Annotated in this window: 13 protein-coding genes and 1 pseudogene; 2 read left to right on the top strand and 12 right to left on the bottom strand. The window is 67.5% G+C overall.

All coding sequences use genetic code 11. The annotated features are described in order from the left end of the window. Positions 1–162 precede the first annotated feature (162 nt). The gene (locus tag GII31_RS04135; protein ID WP_213247045.1) at positions 163–1,410 is read left to right on the top strand and encodes an ABC transporter substrate-binding protein; all 1,248 of its coding nucleotides are present in this window, start codon (positions 163–165) and stop codon (positions 1,408–1,410) included. A 375-nt stretch (positions 1,411–1,785) separates the two neighbouring features. Here the strand turns inward: GII31_RS04135 and GII31_RS04130 are convergent, their stop codons facing one another. The 12 genes and pseudogenes from GII31_RS04130 to GII31_RS04075 form a co-directional block, all read right to left on the bottom strand. Further along, positions 1,786–2,949, bottom strand: coding sequence for an acyl-CoA dehydrogenase family protein (locus GII31_RS04130; RefSeq protein ID WP_213247043.1), 1,164 nt, complete (start codon positions 2,947–2,949; stop codon positions 1,786–1,788). Positions 2,950–2,989: 40 nt separating this feature from the next. Beyond that, positions 2,990–4,140, bottom strand: a pseudogene (locus tag GII31_RS04125) (thiolase family protein). Positions 4,141–4,179: 39 nt separating this feature from the next. Then, the gene (locus GII31_RS04120; protein ID WP_213247039.1) at positions 4,180–4,398 is read right to left on the bottom strand and encodes a ferredoxin; all 219 of its coding nucleotides are present in this window, start codon (positions 4,396–4,398) and stop codon (positions 4,180–4,182) included. Positions 4,399–4,411: 13 nt separating this feature from the next. Beyond that, positions 4,412–5,641, bottom strand: coding sequence for a CaiB/BaiF CoA transferase family protein (locus GII31_RS04115; RefSeq protein ID WP_213247037.1), 1,230 nt, complete (start codon positions 5,639–5,641; stop codon positions 4,412–4,414). Positions 5,642–5,737: 96 nt separating this feature from the next. After that, a complete protein-coding gene (locus GII31_RS04110; protein ID WP_213247035.1) occupies positions 5,738–6,916 on the bottom strand; it encodes a thiolase family protein in 1,179 nt (392 codons plus the stop codon). 4 nt (positions 6,917–6,920) lie between these two features. Continuing rightward, the gene (locus GII31_RS04105) at positions 6,921–8,399 is read right to left on the bottom strand and encodes a class I adenylate-forming enzyme family protein (protein WP_213249819.1); all 1,479 of its coding nucleotides are present in this window, start codon (positions 8,397–8,399) and stop codon (positions 6,921–6,923) included. A 121-nt stretch (positions 8,400–8,520) separates the two neighbouring features. Further along, positions 8,521–9,708, bottom strand: a complete 1,188-nt coding sequence (locus GII31_RS04100; protein ID WP_213247033.1) for an acyl-CoA dehydrogenase family protein — start codon at positions 9,706–9,708, stop codon at positions 8,521–8,523. 67 nt (positions 9,709–9,775) lie between these two features. Beyond that, positions 9,776–10,573, bottom strand: a complete 798-nt coding sequence (locus tag GII31_RS04095) for an enoyl-CoA hydratase/isomerase family protein (RefSeq protein WP_213247025.1) — start codon at positions 10,571–10,573, stop codon at positions 9,776–9,778. Positions 10,574–10,655: 82 nt separating this feature from the next. Next, positions 10,656–11,441, bottom strand: coding sequence for a FadR/GntR family transcriptional regulator (locus GII31_RS04090; RefSeq protein WP_213247023.1), 786 nt, complete (start codon positions 11,439–11,441; stop codon positions 10,656–10,658). A gap of 68 nt (positions 11,442–11,509) precedes the next feature. After that, complete coding sequence (locus GII31_RS04085) at positions 11,510–12,316, bottom strand: FadR/GntR family transcriptional regulator (RefSeq protein ID WP_213247021.1); 807 nt, start codon at positions 12,314–12,316, stop codon at positions 11,510–11,512. Positions 12,317–12,338: 22 nt separating this feature from the next. Continuing rightward, positions 12,339–13,394: an acyl-CoA dehydrogenase family protein gene (locus GII31_RS04080; protein WP_213247019.1), complete on the bottom strand. Its 1,056-nt coding sequence runs from the start codon at positions 13,392–13,394 to the stop codon at positions 12,339–12,341. Between the two features lie 2 nt (positions 13,395–13,396). Then, positions 13,397–14,851, bottom strand: a complete 1,455-nt coding sequence (locus tag GII31_RS04075; protein ID WP_213247016.1) for an aldehyde dehydrogenase family protein — start codon at positions 14,849–14,851, stop codon at positions 13,397–13,399. 166 nt (positions 14,852–15,017) lie between these two features. Between GII31_RS04075 and GII31_RS04070 the strand changes: the two genes are divergently transcribed. Continuing rightward, complete coding sequence (locus GII31_RS04070; protein ID WP_213247014.1) at positions 15,018–15,905, top strand: LLM class flavin-dependent oxidoreductase; 888 nt, start codon at positions 15,018–15,020, stop codon at positions 15,903–15,905. Positions 15,906–15,916 lie beyond the last annotated feature (11 nt).

Genomic DNA, 15,916 nt, shown 5'->3' with positions numbered 1-15,916 from the left:
CTGATGGGCGGGCCGTGCCGGCTCGGCGATCCCGCGTCCGGTCGGCTGTCCATCACCTTCCTATCAATCCACCTTCCTAGCAGTAACTTCTCGTCATTTCCGTATCAATGCTGTCCCCCTGGGAAATTGACAGATCCCGCATCATCCGAAAGGACCATCCCCATGAATGCAGTCCGCCGCCGACGTATGTCGCGGATTGTTGCCGCCACCGCGGCCGCGCTCCTGGTCACCACGGTCGCCGCCTGTGGTGACGACAACGACGACGATGCCGCGAGCAGCAGCGTGTCCGTCGACTCCAGCTCGTTCCCGGGCAAGGCCGCCTCCGGTGCGGCCGTCAAGATCGGTCTGATCAGCGCCGAGGACGGGCAGGCGGTGTCACTGCCCGAAACCCGCGAGGCCGCCGAGGCCGCCACCACGTACGCGAACGAGAACCTCGGCGGCATTGCCGGACGGCCGATCGAACTCGTCTCCTGCAAGCAGCAGGAGGAGCCCGCGTCGGCACGTAACTGCGCCAACCAGATGGTGGAGCAGAAGGTCAACGCCGTCGTCGTCACCAATACCGGTATGACCAGTGTGATCGCACCGATCGTCACCCGCGCCGGGATCCCGTATGTCACCTCGGTGGCCGGCGGCATGGAGGACGCGACCGGCGACAAGGCGTTCGTGTGGACCTCCGGTGCCAGCGCCACCCTGGCAATGGCCAACTACGCCACCCAGCAGAAGATGACATCGGTGGTCGCCTACTCGATGGAGAACCCGGCCGCGCTCGGCGCACTGGAGATGATCGCCAAGCCCGCGTTCAAGGCGGCCGGGATCGACTTCAACGTCGTGTCCATCCCGTTCGGCTCACCCGACGCCACCCCGCAGGTCAGCGCCGGTCTCAAGCACAAGCCGCAGGGTGCGATCATCCTAGGCGAGTCCACCGTGTGCACCTCGGTCCTCAAAGCGCTGGGCACGCTCGGCTCCGACGCCCAGATCATGACACCGCAGCCGTGTGTGGCCCCCGACGTCGCCAAGGCCGTCGGCGACTCCGGCATCGAGGGCGTGAAGGTGTTCAGCAATGCCGACACCGAATCCGACGATGCGGAAAGCAAGCTGTACCGCGACATCATGGCCAAGTACTCCCCCGAGACCGACACCAGCGGCTATGCGGTCACCGGATACCAGGGCATGCTGGCGCTCATCCGCGCCACCGCGGGCCTGACCGGTGATGTCACCCCCGACACCATCATCACCGCCGTCCGCGGCGCCACCGATGTTGTGCTGCCGGCCGGTCTGGGTATCACCTTCACCTGCGACGGCACCGCCGTCACCGGCATGAAGGGCGTCTGCAGCAACCAGCTCATCCTGTCCACCGTGAAGGACGGCAAGCTCACCGGCGCCGAGAAGATCGGTCTCCTCGGTTCCTGACCCACTCCCGCGACATTGAATTCGTCCCGCGAACCGGTTGTTACGACATCCAGTTCGCGGGACGAATTTCTGAACGCGGAATGTGGCGGTTCTTGTTGGCCGCGTCTCCACACGTCGGGACGCTCGTATCAGACACACTGATCGAACTCGACTCGCGAAAGCGTGCCGGCCTTGCCACCGTTGCCCGCCATCAGCGATACCTGGCAACGGTGAACGATGATGGAGTGATCACGTTGGCTCCGGCCGTCGTGCGCTCGGAAATCGAAGACCGTATCCGAGTAACACCTGGACTCGCGCACAAGCTCGACGAGATCGCCTCCCGACCCGCATCAGACTTCCAGCCCTATACTCGCCGTCCTCGGAGCTGAACAGGCGTCAGGATGTGGGGTAGCGTGCGGCGAGCTCGCGGCCGATGATCTCCTTCATGATCTCGGTGGTGCCGCCGACGATGGTCTGAACTCGGGCGTCGGCGTAGGCGCGGGAGATGGGGTATTCGTCCATGTAGCCGTAGCCGCCGTGCATCTGCAGGCAGGCGTCGACGACACGGTTCTGCAGTTCGGTGGTCCACCATTTGGCCTTGGCACCGAGAGTCGCATCAAAGCGGCCCTCGTTGAGGGCGTGGATGCTCTGCTCCAGGAAGGTGCGGGTGATATCCACCTCGGTGGTCAGCTCGGCGAGCCGGAAGCGGGTGTTCTGGAAGTCGATGACGCGGGTGCCGAAGGCTTTTCGCTCACTCGTGTACCGGATGGTCCACTCCAGCGCCGCCTCCGCGGCGCACAGGGCCCGCCAGGCGATCGACAGTCGTTCCAGCGGAAGCTGTGCGGTCAGATGATGAAAACCACGCCCGATGTCGCCCACGAGGTTGTCGGCGGGTACCCGCACATCGCTGAACGCGATCTCCGCGGTGTCCTGTGCGTGCAGGCCGAGCTTGCGGAGCTTGCGGCCCCGGGTGAAGCCGGGGGTGGTGGTGGGTACCAGGATCAGCGACAGCCGCGGCCGACCGTCCTGCTCGCCGGTGCGGGCCGCGGTGAGCACGACATCCGACGAGAATCCGCTGGTGATGAAGGTTTTGGCGCCGTTGATGACCCACTCGTCACCGTCGCGGACGGCGGTGGTCTTCATCCCGCGCAGGTCGCTGCCGGCCGCGGGTTCGGACATCGCTATCGACGTCACGATGTCGCCGGACGCCATACCGGGCAGCCACGCCCGCTTCTGGGCATCAGTGCCCAGCTCCATCAGATACGAGCCGACGATGTCCTCGTTGATGGAGAAACCCGACGCCAGCGACGCCGCCCCCACGCACGCCAGTTCCTCCTGGACCACACAGCGGAATCGGTAGTCGGTCGCACCGCCGCCGTCGTACTCGGAAGGGAAGCGCAGCCCGAGTATCCCCAGGGCACCGGCCGACTTCCAGACTGCTCGGCCGGTCTCCCGGTTTTCCTCCCACACATCCAGATTGGGGGTCACATCACGGGCGATGAAGTCCCGCACCACCTCCCGGAACGCCTCGTGGTCGGCTTCGTAAAACCCCTGTGACACAGTGATTCCCCTTCTGATCAGTGACCGCCGGGATCGGCGGTCATTCGATGAGTTCGTAGAGGGTGGCGTTGGCGGTACCGCCGCCCTCACAGATGGCCTGGAGTCCGTAGCGGATTCCCTTGTCGCGCATATGGTTGATCAACTTGATGGCCAGGAAGCCACCGGTGGCACCCAGTGGGTGCCCGAGCGCGATCGCCCCGCCCAGCGGGTTGAGCCGGTCGGGCTTGGCACCGAGCTCGATCTGCCACGCCAGCGGCACCGGCGCGAACGCCTCGTTCACCTCGACGGCACCGATATCATCGATGGACAGTCCGGTGCGGGCCAACAACTTCTGGGTGGCGGGGATGGGTCCGGTGAGCATCATGACCGGGTCGTCGCCGACCACCGAACCCGCCACGATCCGGGCGATCGGGGTCAGGCCCAGCTCTGCGGCCTTCTCCGAGGTCGTGATCAGCACCGCGGAAGCACCGTCGGAGATCTGGGACGCGTTGCCCGCGTGGATCACCCCGTCCTCACGGAACGACGGCTTGAGCTTGGCCAGCTTGTCCGGTGTGGTGCCCCGGCGCACACCCTCGTCGACGGCGAACAGGCCGTCCTCGGTCTCCACCGGCACGATCTGCGACTCGAACGCACCCCATCGATGGCGGCCGCAGCCAACTCGTGCGACCGGGAGGCGTACTCGTCGAGCGCATGGCGGGACAGACCCCACTTCTCGGCGATCAGCTCGGCCCCGATGCCCTGGTCGAGCTTCTCGACACCGTACCGGTCCAGAACCGTCTGCCCGTACGGGAAGCCGGAGGCGCGGGTGGCCCCGAGAGGTACCCGCGACATTGTCTCCACACCACCGGCGACGGCGATGTCGTAGGCGCCGGCGATCACCGCGTGCGCGGCCGACTCGATGGCCTGCTGCCCCGAACCGCAGGCGCGGTTGATGGTCACACCGGGCACCGACTGCGGCCAGCCCGCGGCCAGCACACCGAACCGGGCAATGTTGCTGGACTGGTCGCCGAGCTGGGTGACACACCCCCACACCACATCGTCGACGAGCACCGGATCAATACCGGTACGCCGTACCAGTTCGGTCAGCACCAGCGCGGACAAGTCCACCGGGTGCACCCCGGCGAGTGAACCGTTCCGTTTCCCGATAGGGGTACGGACGGCTTCGACGATCACCGCATCACGAGGCGACATGTTTCACTTCCTTGACAGGGGTTGGGGGCCGGTACGCGCTCAGGCGCTCTTCGATTCTTGTGCCGTGGCTTCGCAGATCTGGATCGCCCGTTCGGGGCACGCCGCCACAGCGTCTATCGCCAGTTGTTCGGCACCCTCGGGCACCTCTACGTGCGCGCTCGCCGCGTAACCGTCGTCGTCGATGTCGAAATACTCCGGCGACACGGCGTAGCAGCGGGCGTGCCCGGCGCACTTGTCCAGATCAATGGTGACATGCATGGTGGAGCTCCGTTCAGGTGATCGCGCCGGCGATCTTCAGTTCGATCAACCGCTCGTCGTCGTATCCGAGGTCGCGCAGCACGTCGTCGGTGTGTTCGGCGAACCCCGGCGCGCGGGTGAGCGACACCGGCGTGTTGTCGAAGTTGACGGGATTGGCCACCAACTTCTGTGCGGCACCCTCGGCATCGATGACGTCGGCGATACGCCCGTTGGCGATGAGGTCGGCGTCGTTGCCGATCTCCCACGAGTCCTGCACCGCGGCCCACTGGCCCCGAATGTCCTTGAACGACGCACGCCAATGGTCCAGCGGCTCGGCCCCGATAATGCCGGCGATGATGTCCATCGCCGCGGCATGATTGGCGGTGAGGGTGGCGTCGGTGGAGAACCGCTCGTCATCGATCAGTTCCGGGTGACCGACCGCAGAACAGAACTCGGGCCAATAGCGGCCCGCCTGCAGCATCGATAACTGGATCCAGCGGCCGTCGGCGGTACGGTAGGCACCGGAGAGCGGGTTGGCCGCGCTCGCCGAACGTTTGTCGGCGGCGGGCGGCGGCATCGCCTCGCCGCGGGTCAGCGCCATGTTGACGGTGAACTGGGTGGCCCACGCCCCCACCGACAGCAGCGAGACGTCGATCTCCGACGGTTCGCCGGTGACCTGCCGCCCGTACAGCGCGGCCGCGATACCCCCGGCGATCGTGAGACCGCCGATGTTGTCGCCGTAGGCACCGGCCGGCATGAAACTGACCTTGTCCGAGCCCGCCGGCATCGTGCCGTAGGCACTGCCGCCGCGCGCCCAGAACGCGGTCGAATCGTATCCACCCTTCTCCGCGTCCGGTCCCTGCGCACCGAACCCGCTGCCCACCACGTAGATGATGTCCGGATTGATGGCCCGCACATCCTCAAGGGTGACACCGAGGCTCCGGCGGGCGGCCGGCAGAAAGTTGGTGAGGAACACGTCGCTGCGTGCGACGAGTTCGGTGAACACCTCCCGCGATTCGGGCTTCTCCAGGGCCAGCCCGACGCTGCGTTTGCCGCGGTTGGGCCCCTCCATGATCGGGGAGAACGTCGAGCCCGCCGTGTCGTAGCCGAGCACCCGCACCAGACCTCGCTGCGCGTCGCCTTTCTCGGCGTGTTCGATCTTGATCACGTCGGCACCCCAGTCGGCGAGTACCGCACCCGCGGACGGAACGAAAGTGAACTGCGCAACCTCAAGGACGCGAACACCTTTCATCGGCTGATGCATGAATCTCGGCTCCTCACAGTCATCTGTTCATCACTGACGATTACTCGTCCGCGTGCTCGGTGTGTCGAAACTTCCCGCCGAGCGGGATGCCTCGGTTCAGGTGTCGAGCAGTTCGATGATGGTGGCGTTGGCCTGGCCGCCGCCCTCACACATCGTCTGCAGGCCGTAGCGGATCTTGTTGCGCCGCATGTGCGTGATCATGTCGGTCATGATGCGGGCGCCCGATCCGCCGAGCGGATGGCCGAACGCGATGGCGCCGCCGTTCGGGTTGAGCAAAGCGTCGTCGGCGCCGATCTCGCGTTGCCACGCCAACGGCACCGTGGCAAAGGCCTCGTTGACCTCGAAGACACCGATGTCCGACAGCGACAGGCCCGAGCGTTGCAGAGCCTTCTCGGTGGCGGGGATGGGTCCGGTCAGCATGATCACCGGGTCGTCCCCGGTGACGACCGCGGTGTGCACCCGGGCGATCGGGGTGAGACCGTGCCTGCCCGCCGCCTCCTCGCTCATGATCAGGAGTGCCGCCGAGCCGTCGGAGATCTGGGAGGCGTTGCCGGCGTGGATCACCCCGTCCTCGCGGAACACCGGCTTGAGTTCGGCGAGGGTGTCGACGGTGGTGCCGCGCCGGATGCCCTGGTCGGTGTCGACGGTCATATCCCCCGTCGCCACGCTCGCCCCGACGCCGCCGGGGGTGGTGACCGGCACGATCTGCTCGGCCAGCAGACCCGCGTCCTGTGCGGCCGCGGCACGCTCGTGCGATCGCGCGGCGTAGGCGTCGACGTCGGTGCGGGTCAGACCCCATTTGGCGGCGATCATCTCGGCGCCGACCCCCTGGTTGGGGACCACGTTGTCGTAGCGATCGCGGTAGGTCTGCGAGAACGGGCTCTGCCCGACAGTCGTCGACGAACCCATCGGCACCCGCGACATCGACTCGACACCACCGGCGACCACCACGTCGTAGTGGCCGGCGATCACGCCCGCGACGGCGAAATTGACCGCCTGCTGCGATGAGCCGCACTGCCTGTCCACGGTGACACCGGGAATGGTCTCCGGCCAGCCCGCGGTGAGCACCGCGGTGCGGGCGATGTCGATGGCCTGCTCCGACACCTGCTGCACACATCCCCAGATCACGTCGTCGACGGCTCCGGGGTCGATCCCGGTGCGTTCGACAAGACCGCGCAGCACGGTCGCGGACAGGTCGGCCGGGTGTACTCCCGAGAGCACGCCCTTTTTGCGGCCGACCGGGGTGCGGACGGCCTCGACGATAACGGCATTCATGTCGCTACTCCTGATTTCCTTGTGCTGCTTCGATATCGGCGACCATCTCAAGAAGCCTGCGCCGGTCCACCTTCAGCGAGGCACTGCGCGGCAGCGCGTCGACACCGTGAATGGTCACCGGAATCTCGTACGCGGTGAGGTGGCCGCGCAGAAACTCCTTCAGCTCGGCCTCCGCGACGGAGGTCGCCCCCGGTACCCATTCGACGACGGCCACCGGCACCTGGCCGAGTCGCTCGTCGGCACGACCGTAGACGGTGGCGTCCAGGATCGCCTCGTGGGCGCGCAGCGCGTCGGCCACCACCTCGGGCTGCACCTTGAATCCGCCGCGCACGATGGCATCGTCGGCGCGGCCGTCGATGAACAGGAAGCCGTCGTCGTCGAGATGGGCGAGGTCGCTGGTGCGGACCCAGCCGTCGGCACCGGAAACCGTCTGGCCCGAACGGACTTCGAGTCGCCCGGCCTCACCGGCGGGCAGCACTGCGCCGGAGTCGTCGACGGTCCGCATCGACACACCGGGGAAAGGCCGGCCCACGCTGCCGCGTTTACGCGCCCACCACTCGTTGTGCATCGGCTTGGTCCAGCCGGCCACCGCACCGGAGAACTCGGTGGCGCCGTACACGATGAGCACGGGAATGCCGTAGCGGCCGATGAACTCGTCGGCCAGATCGGGGCTGACGAAGGTGGTGCCCGCGGTGACCGCGCGCAGGCTGCTCAGCCGGGTCGCCGGAACCCGCGCGCTCAGCACCGAGCGCATGGCCGCCGGAGGCAGACTCGCGATGCGCGGCTGATGTTCCTCGATCGCCGCCGTCCAGCCCTCGACGGTGAAGCGTTCGAGCAGCACGAAGGGCCGCGCCTCCGACAGCGCCTGCAGCACACCCCACATGCCGCCGATATGCACCATCGACAGGGTCACCAGCGCGACCCGGCCGGTCAGCGGCGCCGGGCGCTGTTCGGGCTGCGCCACACGGGCGTGGACGGCCGCGAGGGTGGAATCGAGTTGCCGCCAGCTCAGCGGGATACGTTTGGGCGCACCGGTGGTCCCGGAGGTGAACATCTCGATCGCGACTGTGCCGCGGGCGGCGGTGGCGGCTTCGGGTTTCGCGGCCCCCTGCTTCACGGGAGCCTCGGTCTCGGAGATCAACGCGGCGTCGGCGAAAGAATAGCCGGAGATCGCGAGGCGGGTCACCGCATCCCGGAACTCGGCGGCCGACCAGGATTCGCGGGGGGCCAGGACCACGTCGGGTGCACTGTTGGCCAGGTCGCGGGCCACGCGGGCGGCGGGCTGCATCGGGTTGAGGGTGACGATGGTGCGGCCGGTGCTCAGGATTGCGGCCAGCGCGGCAACCGAGGGCATACTGTTGCTCAGCACCACGCCGACCCGGGCACCCTGCCCGGCCCCGATCCGGTCGAGTTCACCGGTGATGGCTTCGGCCAGGGCGCGCACCTCGCCCCAGGTGTGCCAGCTGCCGGACTGCTGGATCATGCGGGCATCGTCGGGTGCGGACCAGAGTTCACGCAGCGCCGACCTGATTCCGGCCGGCGCGTCCTGCTCTGTCACGTCGGGTGTTACTGTCACGGGCTCTCCGTTCTCGGTGAATCCTCGGCTAGCGGGGCAGGCCGAGTCCACGTTCGGCAATGATGTTGCGCATGATCTCTGAGCTGCCGCCGGCGATGGTGTAGGCACGGGCGTACAGGAATTCGTCCTGCCAGCGACCGTTGTCGACGGCACACGTACCGCCGGTGACCACCCCCGCCTCACCGCACAGCTCCAGCCCGAAAGCGGCGATCTCGACGCCGAGCTCACTGAACATCAGTTTGGTCATCGGTGCGTCGTGGGGTCGTTGATCGCCCCGCGATGCCCTGGTCAGCGACGCATAAACCAACGCCGAGAGCGCATCCACCGATGCGGCGAGCTCCCCGAGCCGATCGCGCACCGCGGCGTCGTCGATGGCACATCCGTCGCCGCGCCGCACGGAACCGGCGAGTTCGTGGAGTGCGTCGATGTTGCGTTGCAGGCGAACGGCATTGGACGCCACACCGGCCCGCTCGTGGCCGAGGCTGGAGTTGGCGATGCGCCATCCGTCGCCCGTGGTGCCGATCAACGCATCGGCCGGCACCACGACGTCGTCGAGAAACACCTCGTTGAAATCGGCGGTGCCGGTCATCTCCCGCAGCGGCCGCACATCCACCCCGGGCGTCTTCATGTCGATGATGAACGCGCTGATGCCCTTGTGCTTCGGCGCATCCGGATCGGTACGGGCCAGCAGGTAGCCGTAGTCGGACCAATGCCCGTTGGTGGTCCACACCTTCTGCCCGGAGATCCGGAAACCGCCGCCGTCCTGCGCGATCGCCTTGGTGCGCAACGACGCCAGGTCGCTGCCCGCGCCGGGCTCGCTGAACAGCTGGCAGAAGATGAGATCGCCGGAACGGATCCCCGGCAGGTATGCCGCCTTCTGCGCGTCGGTGCCGAAGTCGATGAGGGCGTGCGCCACCAGATTGGCCGCACCCTGCACCGGAGCGGGTGCCCGTCGGCGAGCGATCTCCTCGCCGAGGATCACGTCGCGTTCGAACTGGTGTCCGGGCCCGTTCCCGCCGTACTCGGTCGGCCACGAACCGCCGTAGTAGCCCGCGGCGAACAGGTCCCGCGTCCAAGCCTTCAGGAGGCCGAGTTCTTCGGCGTTCTCGGCGCTGCGGACCCCCGCCTTCGGAGCGATGGGCGGCGCCTGACGCTCCACGAAGTCGCGGACCTGCGCCCGGAATTCCTCGAGCTCACCGGTCATTCCATACTTCACACCGAATCACATTGCCGGGACGGGCCCGGCCGCGCACCGCGGTGTCCCGGTCACTGGGCCCGGAAGATCAGCGGACCTCGAAGTCGCGGGTGGGCACCTGCGAACGCACCACCTGCGCCTTCCCGATCGGGTTGCCGAGCGAGGTGTACGACATTCCCGTGGCCAGTGCCTGCGTGCGGCCGGTGTCCTTGGATTCCCAGATGGCCCGGACACTGCCCTGGATGGCGGCGGCGGGTTTGGCGGCGATGCGGCGGGCGAGCACGTCGGCCCGTTTCCACAGCTCTTCGCGGGCGACGATCTCGCTGACGAACCCGATCTCGTAGGCGCGCTGCGCCGACATCCGCTCATCCAGACCCAGCAGGACCATGCGCAGGACCTCACCGATCGGGATCCGGTGGGCCAGCCCGATCGGTTCGAGGGCGGCGACCAGGCCGTAGGAAACATGCGGGTCGAAGAACTGTGCGTCGTCGCCGGCGACGATGATGTCGGCCTCGTTGAGCCAGTACAGCGCGCCGCCGGCGGCCATCCCGTGTACGGCGCAGATCAGCGGCTTCCAGCAACCGTTGTGCTTGGGTTGCAGGTCGATTCCGGGATCCCTGCGGCTGAAGACATTCTCGGAGATGAAGGTGCCCTCACGGGTGTCCATGCCGGTGGAGAACGCCCGGTCGCCGGCGCCGCGCAGGACGATCACGTGCACGTCGTCGGTCTCACGCGCGTACTCCCAGATCTGCCGGAACTCGGCCCGCATCGTGTTGGTGAAGGAGTTCATCCGCTCGGGGCGGTTGAGGGTGATGGTGAGCACGTGCTCGTCGAGTTCGGCCAACACCGTGGTCAGGGCGGTGAGATCCGGTGAGGTGAGATCCATTGGGGCTCCTTACGATTGCGTGACACACGTCAATCGACCACGAGTACACCGCAATCGGATACCGGGAAAGCCCCGGTCCCACTCAGTCGAGCAGGTCCTGCACGAGCAGGTCTTCGCGTCCGCGCATCACGAACTGGCGCGCCACCCCCATGTGCTTGTGCCAGTGGTGGAACGCCCCGGCGCCGTCACGGGCGCGCAGCAGCTTGATGAACCGGCGCTGCGATCGGACGAACAGCCGATAGTTCTTGTCGGCGCCCGCGCTGCCGTATTCCTGTTCGAGCGCGGCGTAGTTGCGCTCCAGGATCTCGTTGACCATCCCGGCGATCAAGGCGAGCGTGGCACTGCCGGACAACTGCACCATCCGCAGGTGGAACTGCGCCGCCGCGGACCCGAGCCTACCCGACGCATACGCCTCGGGCAGGATCTCGTCGAGGAACTGTTCGAGCTGGTCGAAGGCGGCGTCCGTGCCTTCTTCTGCGAGCAGCCGCGCGGCCGGCGGTTCGATGGCCTCCAGCGCCCGGTACACGTCGGCGACCGTCGCCTCGGACAACTGCAGCACGAGCGCCGCCGGACGGGCGACCACCTCGGGGCCGGGCACACACACCTTGGCACCCGACCGTGAGCCGCGCCGGACCTCGACGAGCCGTTCGGCTTCGAGCACCCGGATCGCCTCACGCAGCGTCTGCCTGCTCACGGAGAACAACTCCATCAGCTCGGCCTCGTTGGGGAGGCGGTCGCCGTCCTTGAGCTCGCCGGAGACGATCATCGAACGCAGCTTGAGCGCCACCAGCTCGGCGGTCTTGGGCGTGCGGATCCTACGTTCGGGATCGCTCCGGATCGCGAACGCCGGGGCCACTGCCTGTTCCATCGCGGGCGCCTCTTTCTGCAATAGGGTCACTTATTACCCTACCTGTGCGCCCGGGTCGAGACGGTGTCTCAATCCAGGAGATTGACCACCGTGTCGGGATCCTGGGCACGGAAGACGATCTCCGTCGAGCGCCGCAGATGCTCGCGCCACAGCGACTCGGCGGCGCCACCGTCGCCGGACCGCACGTTCTCGGCCAGGCGGGCGTAGTCGGCCACGATCTCCGCGATGGTTTCGGGAGACCCCGGCCGGTAGTCCACCGACCGCAGACTGACCCGGCGATGCGCCCCCAGCATCTCGCTCAACGACCGCGCCTGCGCGGCGAGGGTGTTGTTGCCGCAGCCTTCGGCGATCAGTTCGTGGAGCGCACGCGTCGAATGCACCCAGGCGGCATACTCGGCCCCGGTGGCGAAACCCTTCTCCGCGTCGGCGATCAGAGACGCGACGAGTTCGTCCAACTCGCGGAGGGTGTCATCCGATCGACGTTCGGCCAACAGCCGCGCGCAGATCGGCTCGAACTCGGCCCGGGCCTCAAGCAGGTCGCGCAACGTGGTCTGCTGCGCCTGCAGGTAGTAGCCGATCTGCCGGGACACCACACCCAGATCGGGCAATTGCACCCGGGCACCGCCGCGCGCCCCGGTGAGCACGACGATCAGCCCCTCGTTCTCCAGGATGCGGAATGCTTCGCGCAAGGTCGGTCGGGAAACACCGAACTCGTCGAGCAACGCTTTCTCGGAGCTGAGCATCGTGCCGGGTGCGGTCTCGCCCCGGACGATCAGACCGCGTAGGTGCCGGGCGATCTGTTCGGCGGCCTTGGGGGTGCGCACGGACACCCCCGCCGACAGGCTCTTACGTACGCGGTCCGCATCAGATGACACACGGGCGATGATAGCGGCCGCGCTACCCGGTGGCCGCCCGCACGACGCGCCGGCGATGCTCACCGACCGAACCGTCGAGCAGTTCATCGACCTTGATACGCCGGATCAGCAGGTGCACGTCGTGTTCCCAGGTGAATCCGATCCCACCGTGCACCTGCAGTGCGAGCTGCCCCACGTCGGCCGCGCTGCGGCAGGCGAACGCCACCGCCGAGGACACCGCCCGCGTCCGCGCCGGCCCGGCCGGCTCATCCAGGGCCAGCGCCGCGGCCCACAGTGTCGCCCGCGAGGCCTCCACCGCCACGGCCATATTCGCCAGGTGATGTTTTACCGCCTGGAAAGAACCGATGGCAGAACCGAATTGGGTGCGCTGCCCAGCGTATTCGACGGTCATACGCAACAATCGGTCGGCGCAGCCGAGTGCGTCGACCGCCCGGAAGGTCGCGATCTGGTCGTTCACCGCACGGGTGGTGCCGGCCGGGACGAACGACCACTGCCATATCCCGAGCGTCAGGTCGACATCGACCTTGGCCCAGGACCGCAGCAGATCGAGTGTGTCGGCCACCGAGACCGACACGTCCCCGGCACCGATGACGGCCGCGACCTCGCGGCCGTCATCGGTCTCGGCCAGCAGCAGGACATGGTCGGCGTCGACCAGACCTGTTGCCGGCGTTGTTGTTCCGGAGATCTGCAAGGTATCTCCGGCCACCCGCACGTCGAGGGAGCCCGCGGACGCGACGGGGATGACGATCACTTCGCCGGCGCCCGCCTCGGCGGCCGCCGGATGCCCGATCCGTTCCAGAACCGCTGCGGCGATGGCTATCTCCGCGAGCGGAACCGCGCTGCCCGCCCGCCCGTGCTCTTCGGCGAGCACGAGCAGGTCGACATTGGTTCCGCCGGCGGCCTCGGTGAGCAGACCCGCCAGTCCCGACTCCACGACATGTTTACGGGCGTCGGCGGGAATCCGGGCCGGGCCGTCGTCGATACTCGCCCGCCGGTGCAGGATCGGATCGTGTTTGGCCAGCCACGCCCGCTCGGCGTCGGCGAGATCGAGTTGCTCTGTGCTGAGTGCGAAGTCCATCGCTACATCTGCGCCCAGATGGTCTTCTGCTTGAGGTAGATCTCGATGCCTTCCTGGCCGGCCTCATGGCCCCAACCGGACTGCTTGTAACCGCCGAACGGCATCGAATGATCGAACTGCAGCTGGCAGTTGATGCCGACGGTGCCGGCCTGCAGCCGCTTGGCCATCCGGTGCGCACGGCCGACATCCTTGGTCCAGATGGTGCCGGCGAGACCGTAGTCGCTGTCGTTGGCCAGCGCCGCGGCCTCGTCCTCGTCGTCGAACGGGAGGATGGTGACCACCGGGCCGAAGATCTCCTCGCGGTAGAGGCGGTTGGTGGAGTCCAGGTTGGTGGCGACGGTGGGATGCACGAAGTACCCGGTGCGGTCCACCCGATGTCCGCCGGTGACGTATTCAACGCCGTCGGCACGGCCCTGATCGATGTAACCCATCACCCGGTCGAGCTGGCGCTGGCTGATGATCGGCGCGATCATCGCGCCCTCCTCGTCGGGTCCGCCGAGCTTGACGGTGTTGGCGATGTTGGCGACGCCCTCCACGACCTGCTCGTACACGCCACGCTGGGCGAAGATGCGGGAACCGAGCATGCACACCTGACCCGAATGCAGGAAGCAGCTGATTCCGGCCATCATGATGGCCTTCTCCAGATCGGCGTCATCGAAGATGAGCACCGGCGACTTGCCGCCGAGTTCGAGGGTGACCTTGTTGAGATTGCTCGCCGCGGAGGCTTTGACGATCTCCCGGCCCACCTCGGTGGAACCGGTGAACGCGACCTTCTCCACATCGGGGTGTGCGGTGATCTGGGCACCTACGGTATGGCCGTAGCCGTTGACCATGTTGACCACGCCGTCGGGGATACCGGCCTCGCGCAGGATGCGGTCGAACACGAGCGCGGACAGCGGCGTCTCCTCGGCCGGCTTGACCACGGTGCTGGAGCCGGCGGCCAGCGCGGGCGCGAGCTTGGCGCAGTAGTTGAAGACCGGTCCGTTCCACGGGAAGATCAGGCCCACAACACCGTACGGCTCCTTCATCGTGTAGGCGTGCATGTGGGACTCGATGCCCATCAGACCGCCGGTGTTCACGTCGCGGGCGATACCCGACACCTTGGTGCACCAGCCGGCGTAGTAGCGGAACCACTCGGCGCCGACCTTGGTGATGGTCTCGGCCTGGAACGACGGGATACCGGTGTTGAGCGACTCCAACTCGGCCAGCAGCGGTGCGTTCTCCTCGATCAGGTCGGCGACCTTCCAGAGCACCCGGGCCCGCTCGTAATCTGCCTTGCCCGCCCACACCCGCGAATCCGCGGTCTCCTTGGCTCTGGCCACCGCGGCGTTCACCGCATCCGGTCCGGCATCGGTGAACTCGGTGATGAGTTCCTCGGTCACCGGGCTCACCACGGGAATGGTCGCCCCCGTCCCCGGTACGTCGCGAAGCTCGTCGAGCACATCCTGCACGGTCATGAATCTTCCTTTCGCCCTTCACACCTGGTTGCGCCGCACGCTATGTAGCGGCCGAACGGAACGTCGAGGCGATGTCTCGCTGGCCGGGAACCCGCCATCTCGTCTTTTCCGATCACGTAGCGCGCTTACCTGTTTCTTCCCGGTGGTCCGGACGATTCTCAAACGCATGTCCGAACCACCTGTCCCCGGTCCACCGATCGTGCTGATCGCACTCACCCGGCCACTGTTGGCGCAGGTCCTCGGCCCGGACCGGCCTCGGGACCGCGTCGCCCTGCTGGGCCGCCGCCTGGATGCGGCGGCGCACGCGGTGATCCTGGGCTCCGACCTGCTCGAGCAGTCGTCGGCCGGCTCCCGGGTCGAGGCCGGCCTCGACCCGAGCGTCGCCGCCATCACCCTCGCGGCCCACACCCACCGGGTCGGACTGGTGATCGCGGCCGCCGCCGGGCGCGATCATCCGTACAACCTGGCCCGACGGGTGGCCGGGGTCGATCACGCCACCGGGGGACGCGCCGGGCTCGCGATCGCCGCCGCCGACCATGCGGCCACCGCCGGCAACCCGTGGACGCGGGCCGATCAGGGCGTCGCGGCCGCCGACGCGGTGACCGCGATCCGCGATCTGTGGCGCAGCTACCCCGCCGACGCCATCATCGCCGACCCGAACACCGGGGTGTTCGCCGAATCCGACCGGATCGTGGCGATCGATCACCGTGGCGCGTACGACATCGCGGGCCCGTTCCAGGTGCCGTCCAGCCCGCAGGTGTGGCCGCCGGTGTTCGTCTCCGCCGCTGCGGCAACCGAATCGACTACACGAGAACTGGCCGCAATCGCCGACGTCGTGGTACCGGTGAACACCGGCGGCGACGGCATCGTGGTGCATCCGCCCGGTCGGCCGAGCGAACTCGACGAACTGCTCGCCGGCCTGCCCGCGATCGCCGAACACACAACCGAACCGGTATCCCTGCGGGCGGCCCTGGGTCTGGCACTCCCCGATCCGCGCCCGGTCGGCCGGTCCGTCTTCCCCACCGCAACCAGCCCGGAGGTGTCCCGTGCCTGACCGTTCCCCGT

The organism is Gordonia pseudamarae (genome assembly GCF_025273675.1).
Taxonomy (GTDB): Bacteria; Actinomycetota; Actinomycetes; order Mycobacteriales; family Mycobacteriaceae; genus Gordonia; species Gordonia pseudamarae.
This window is presented reverse-complemented; position numbering and strand designations above follow the sequence as displayed.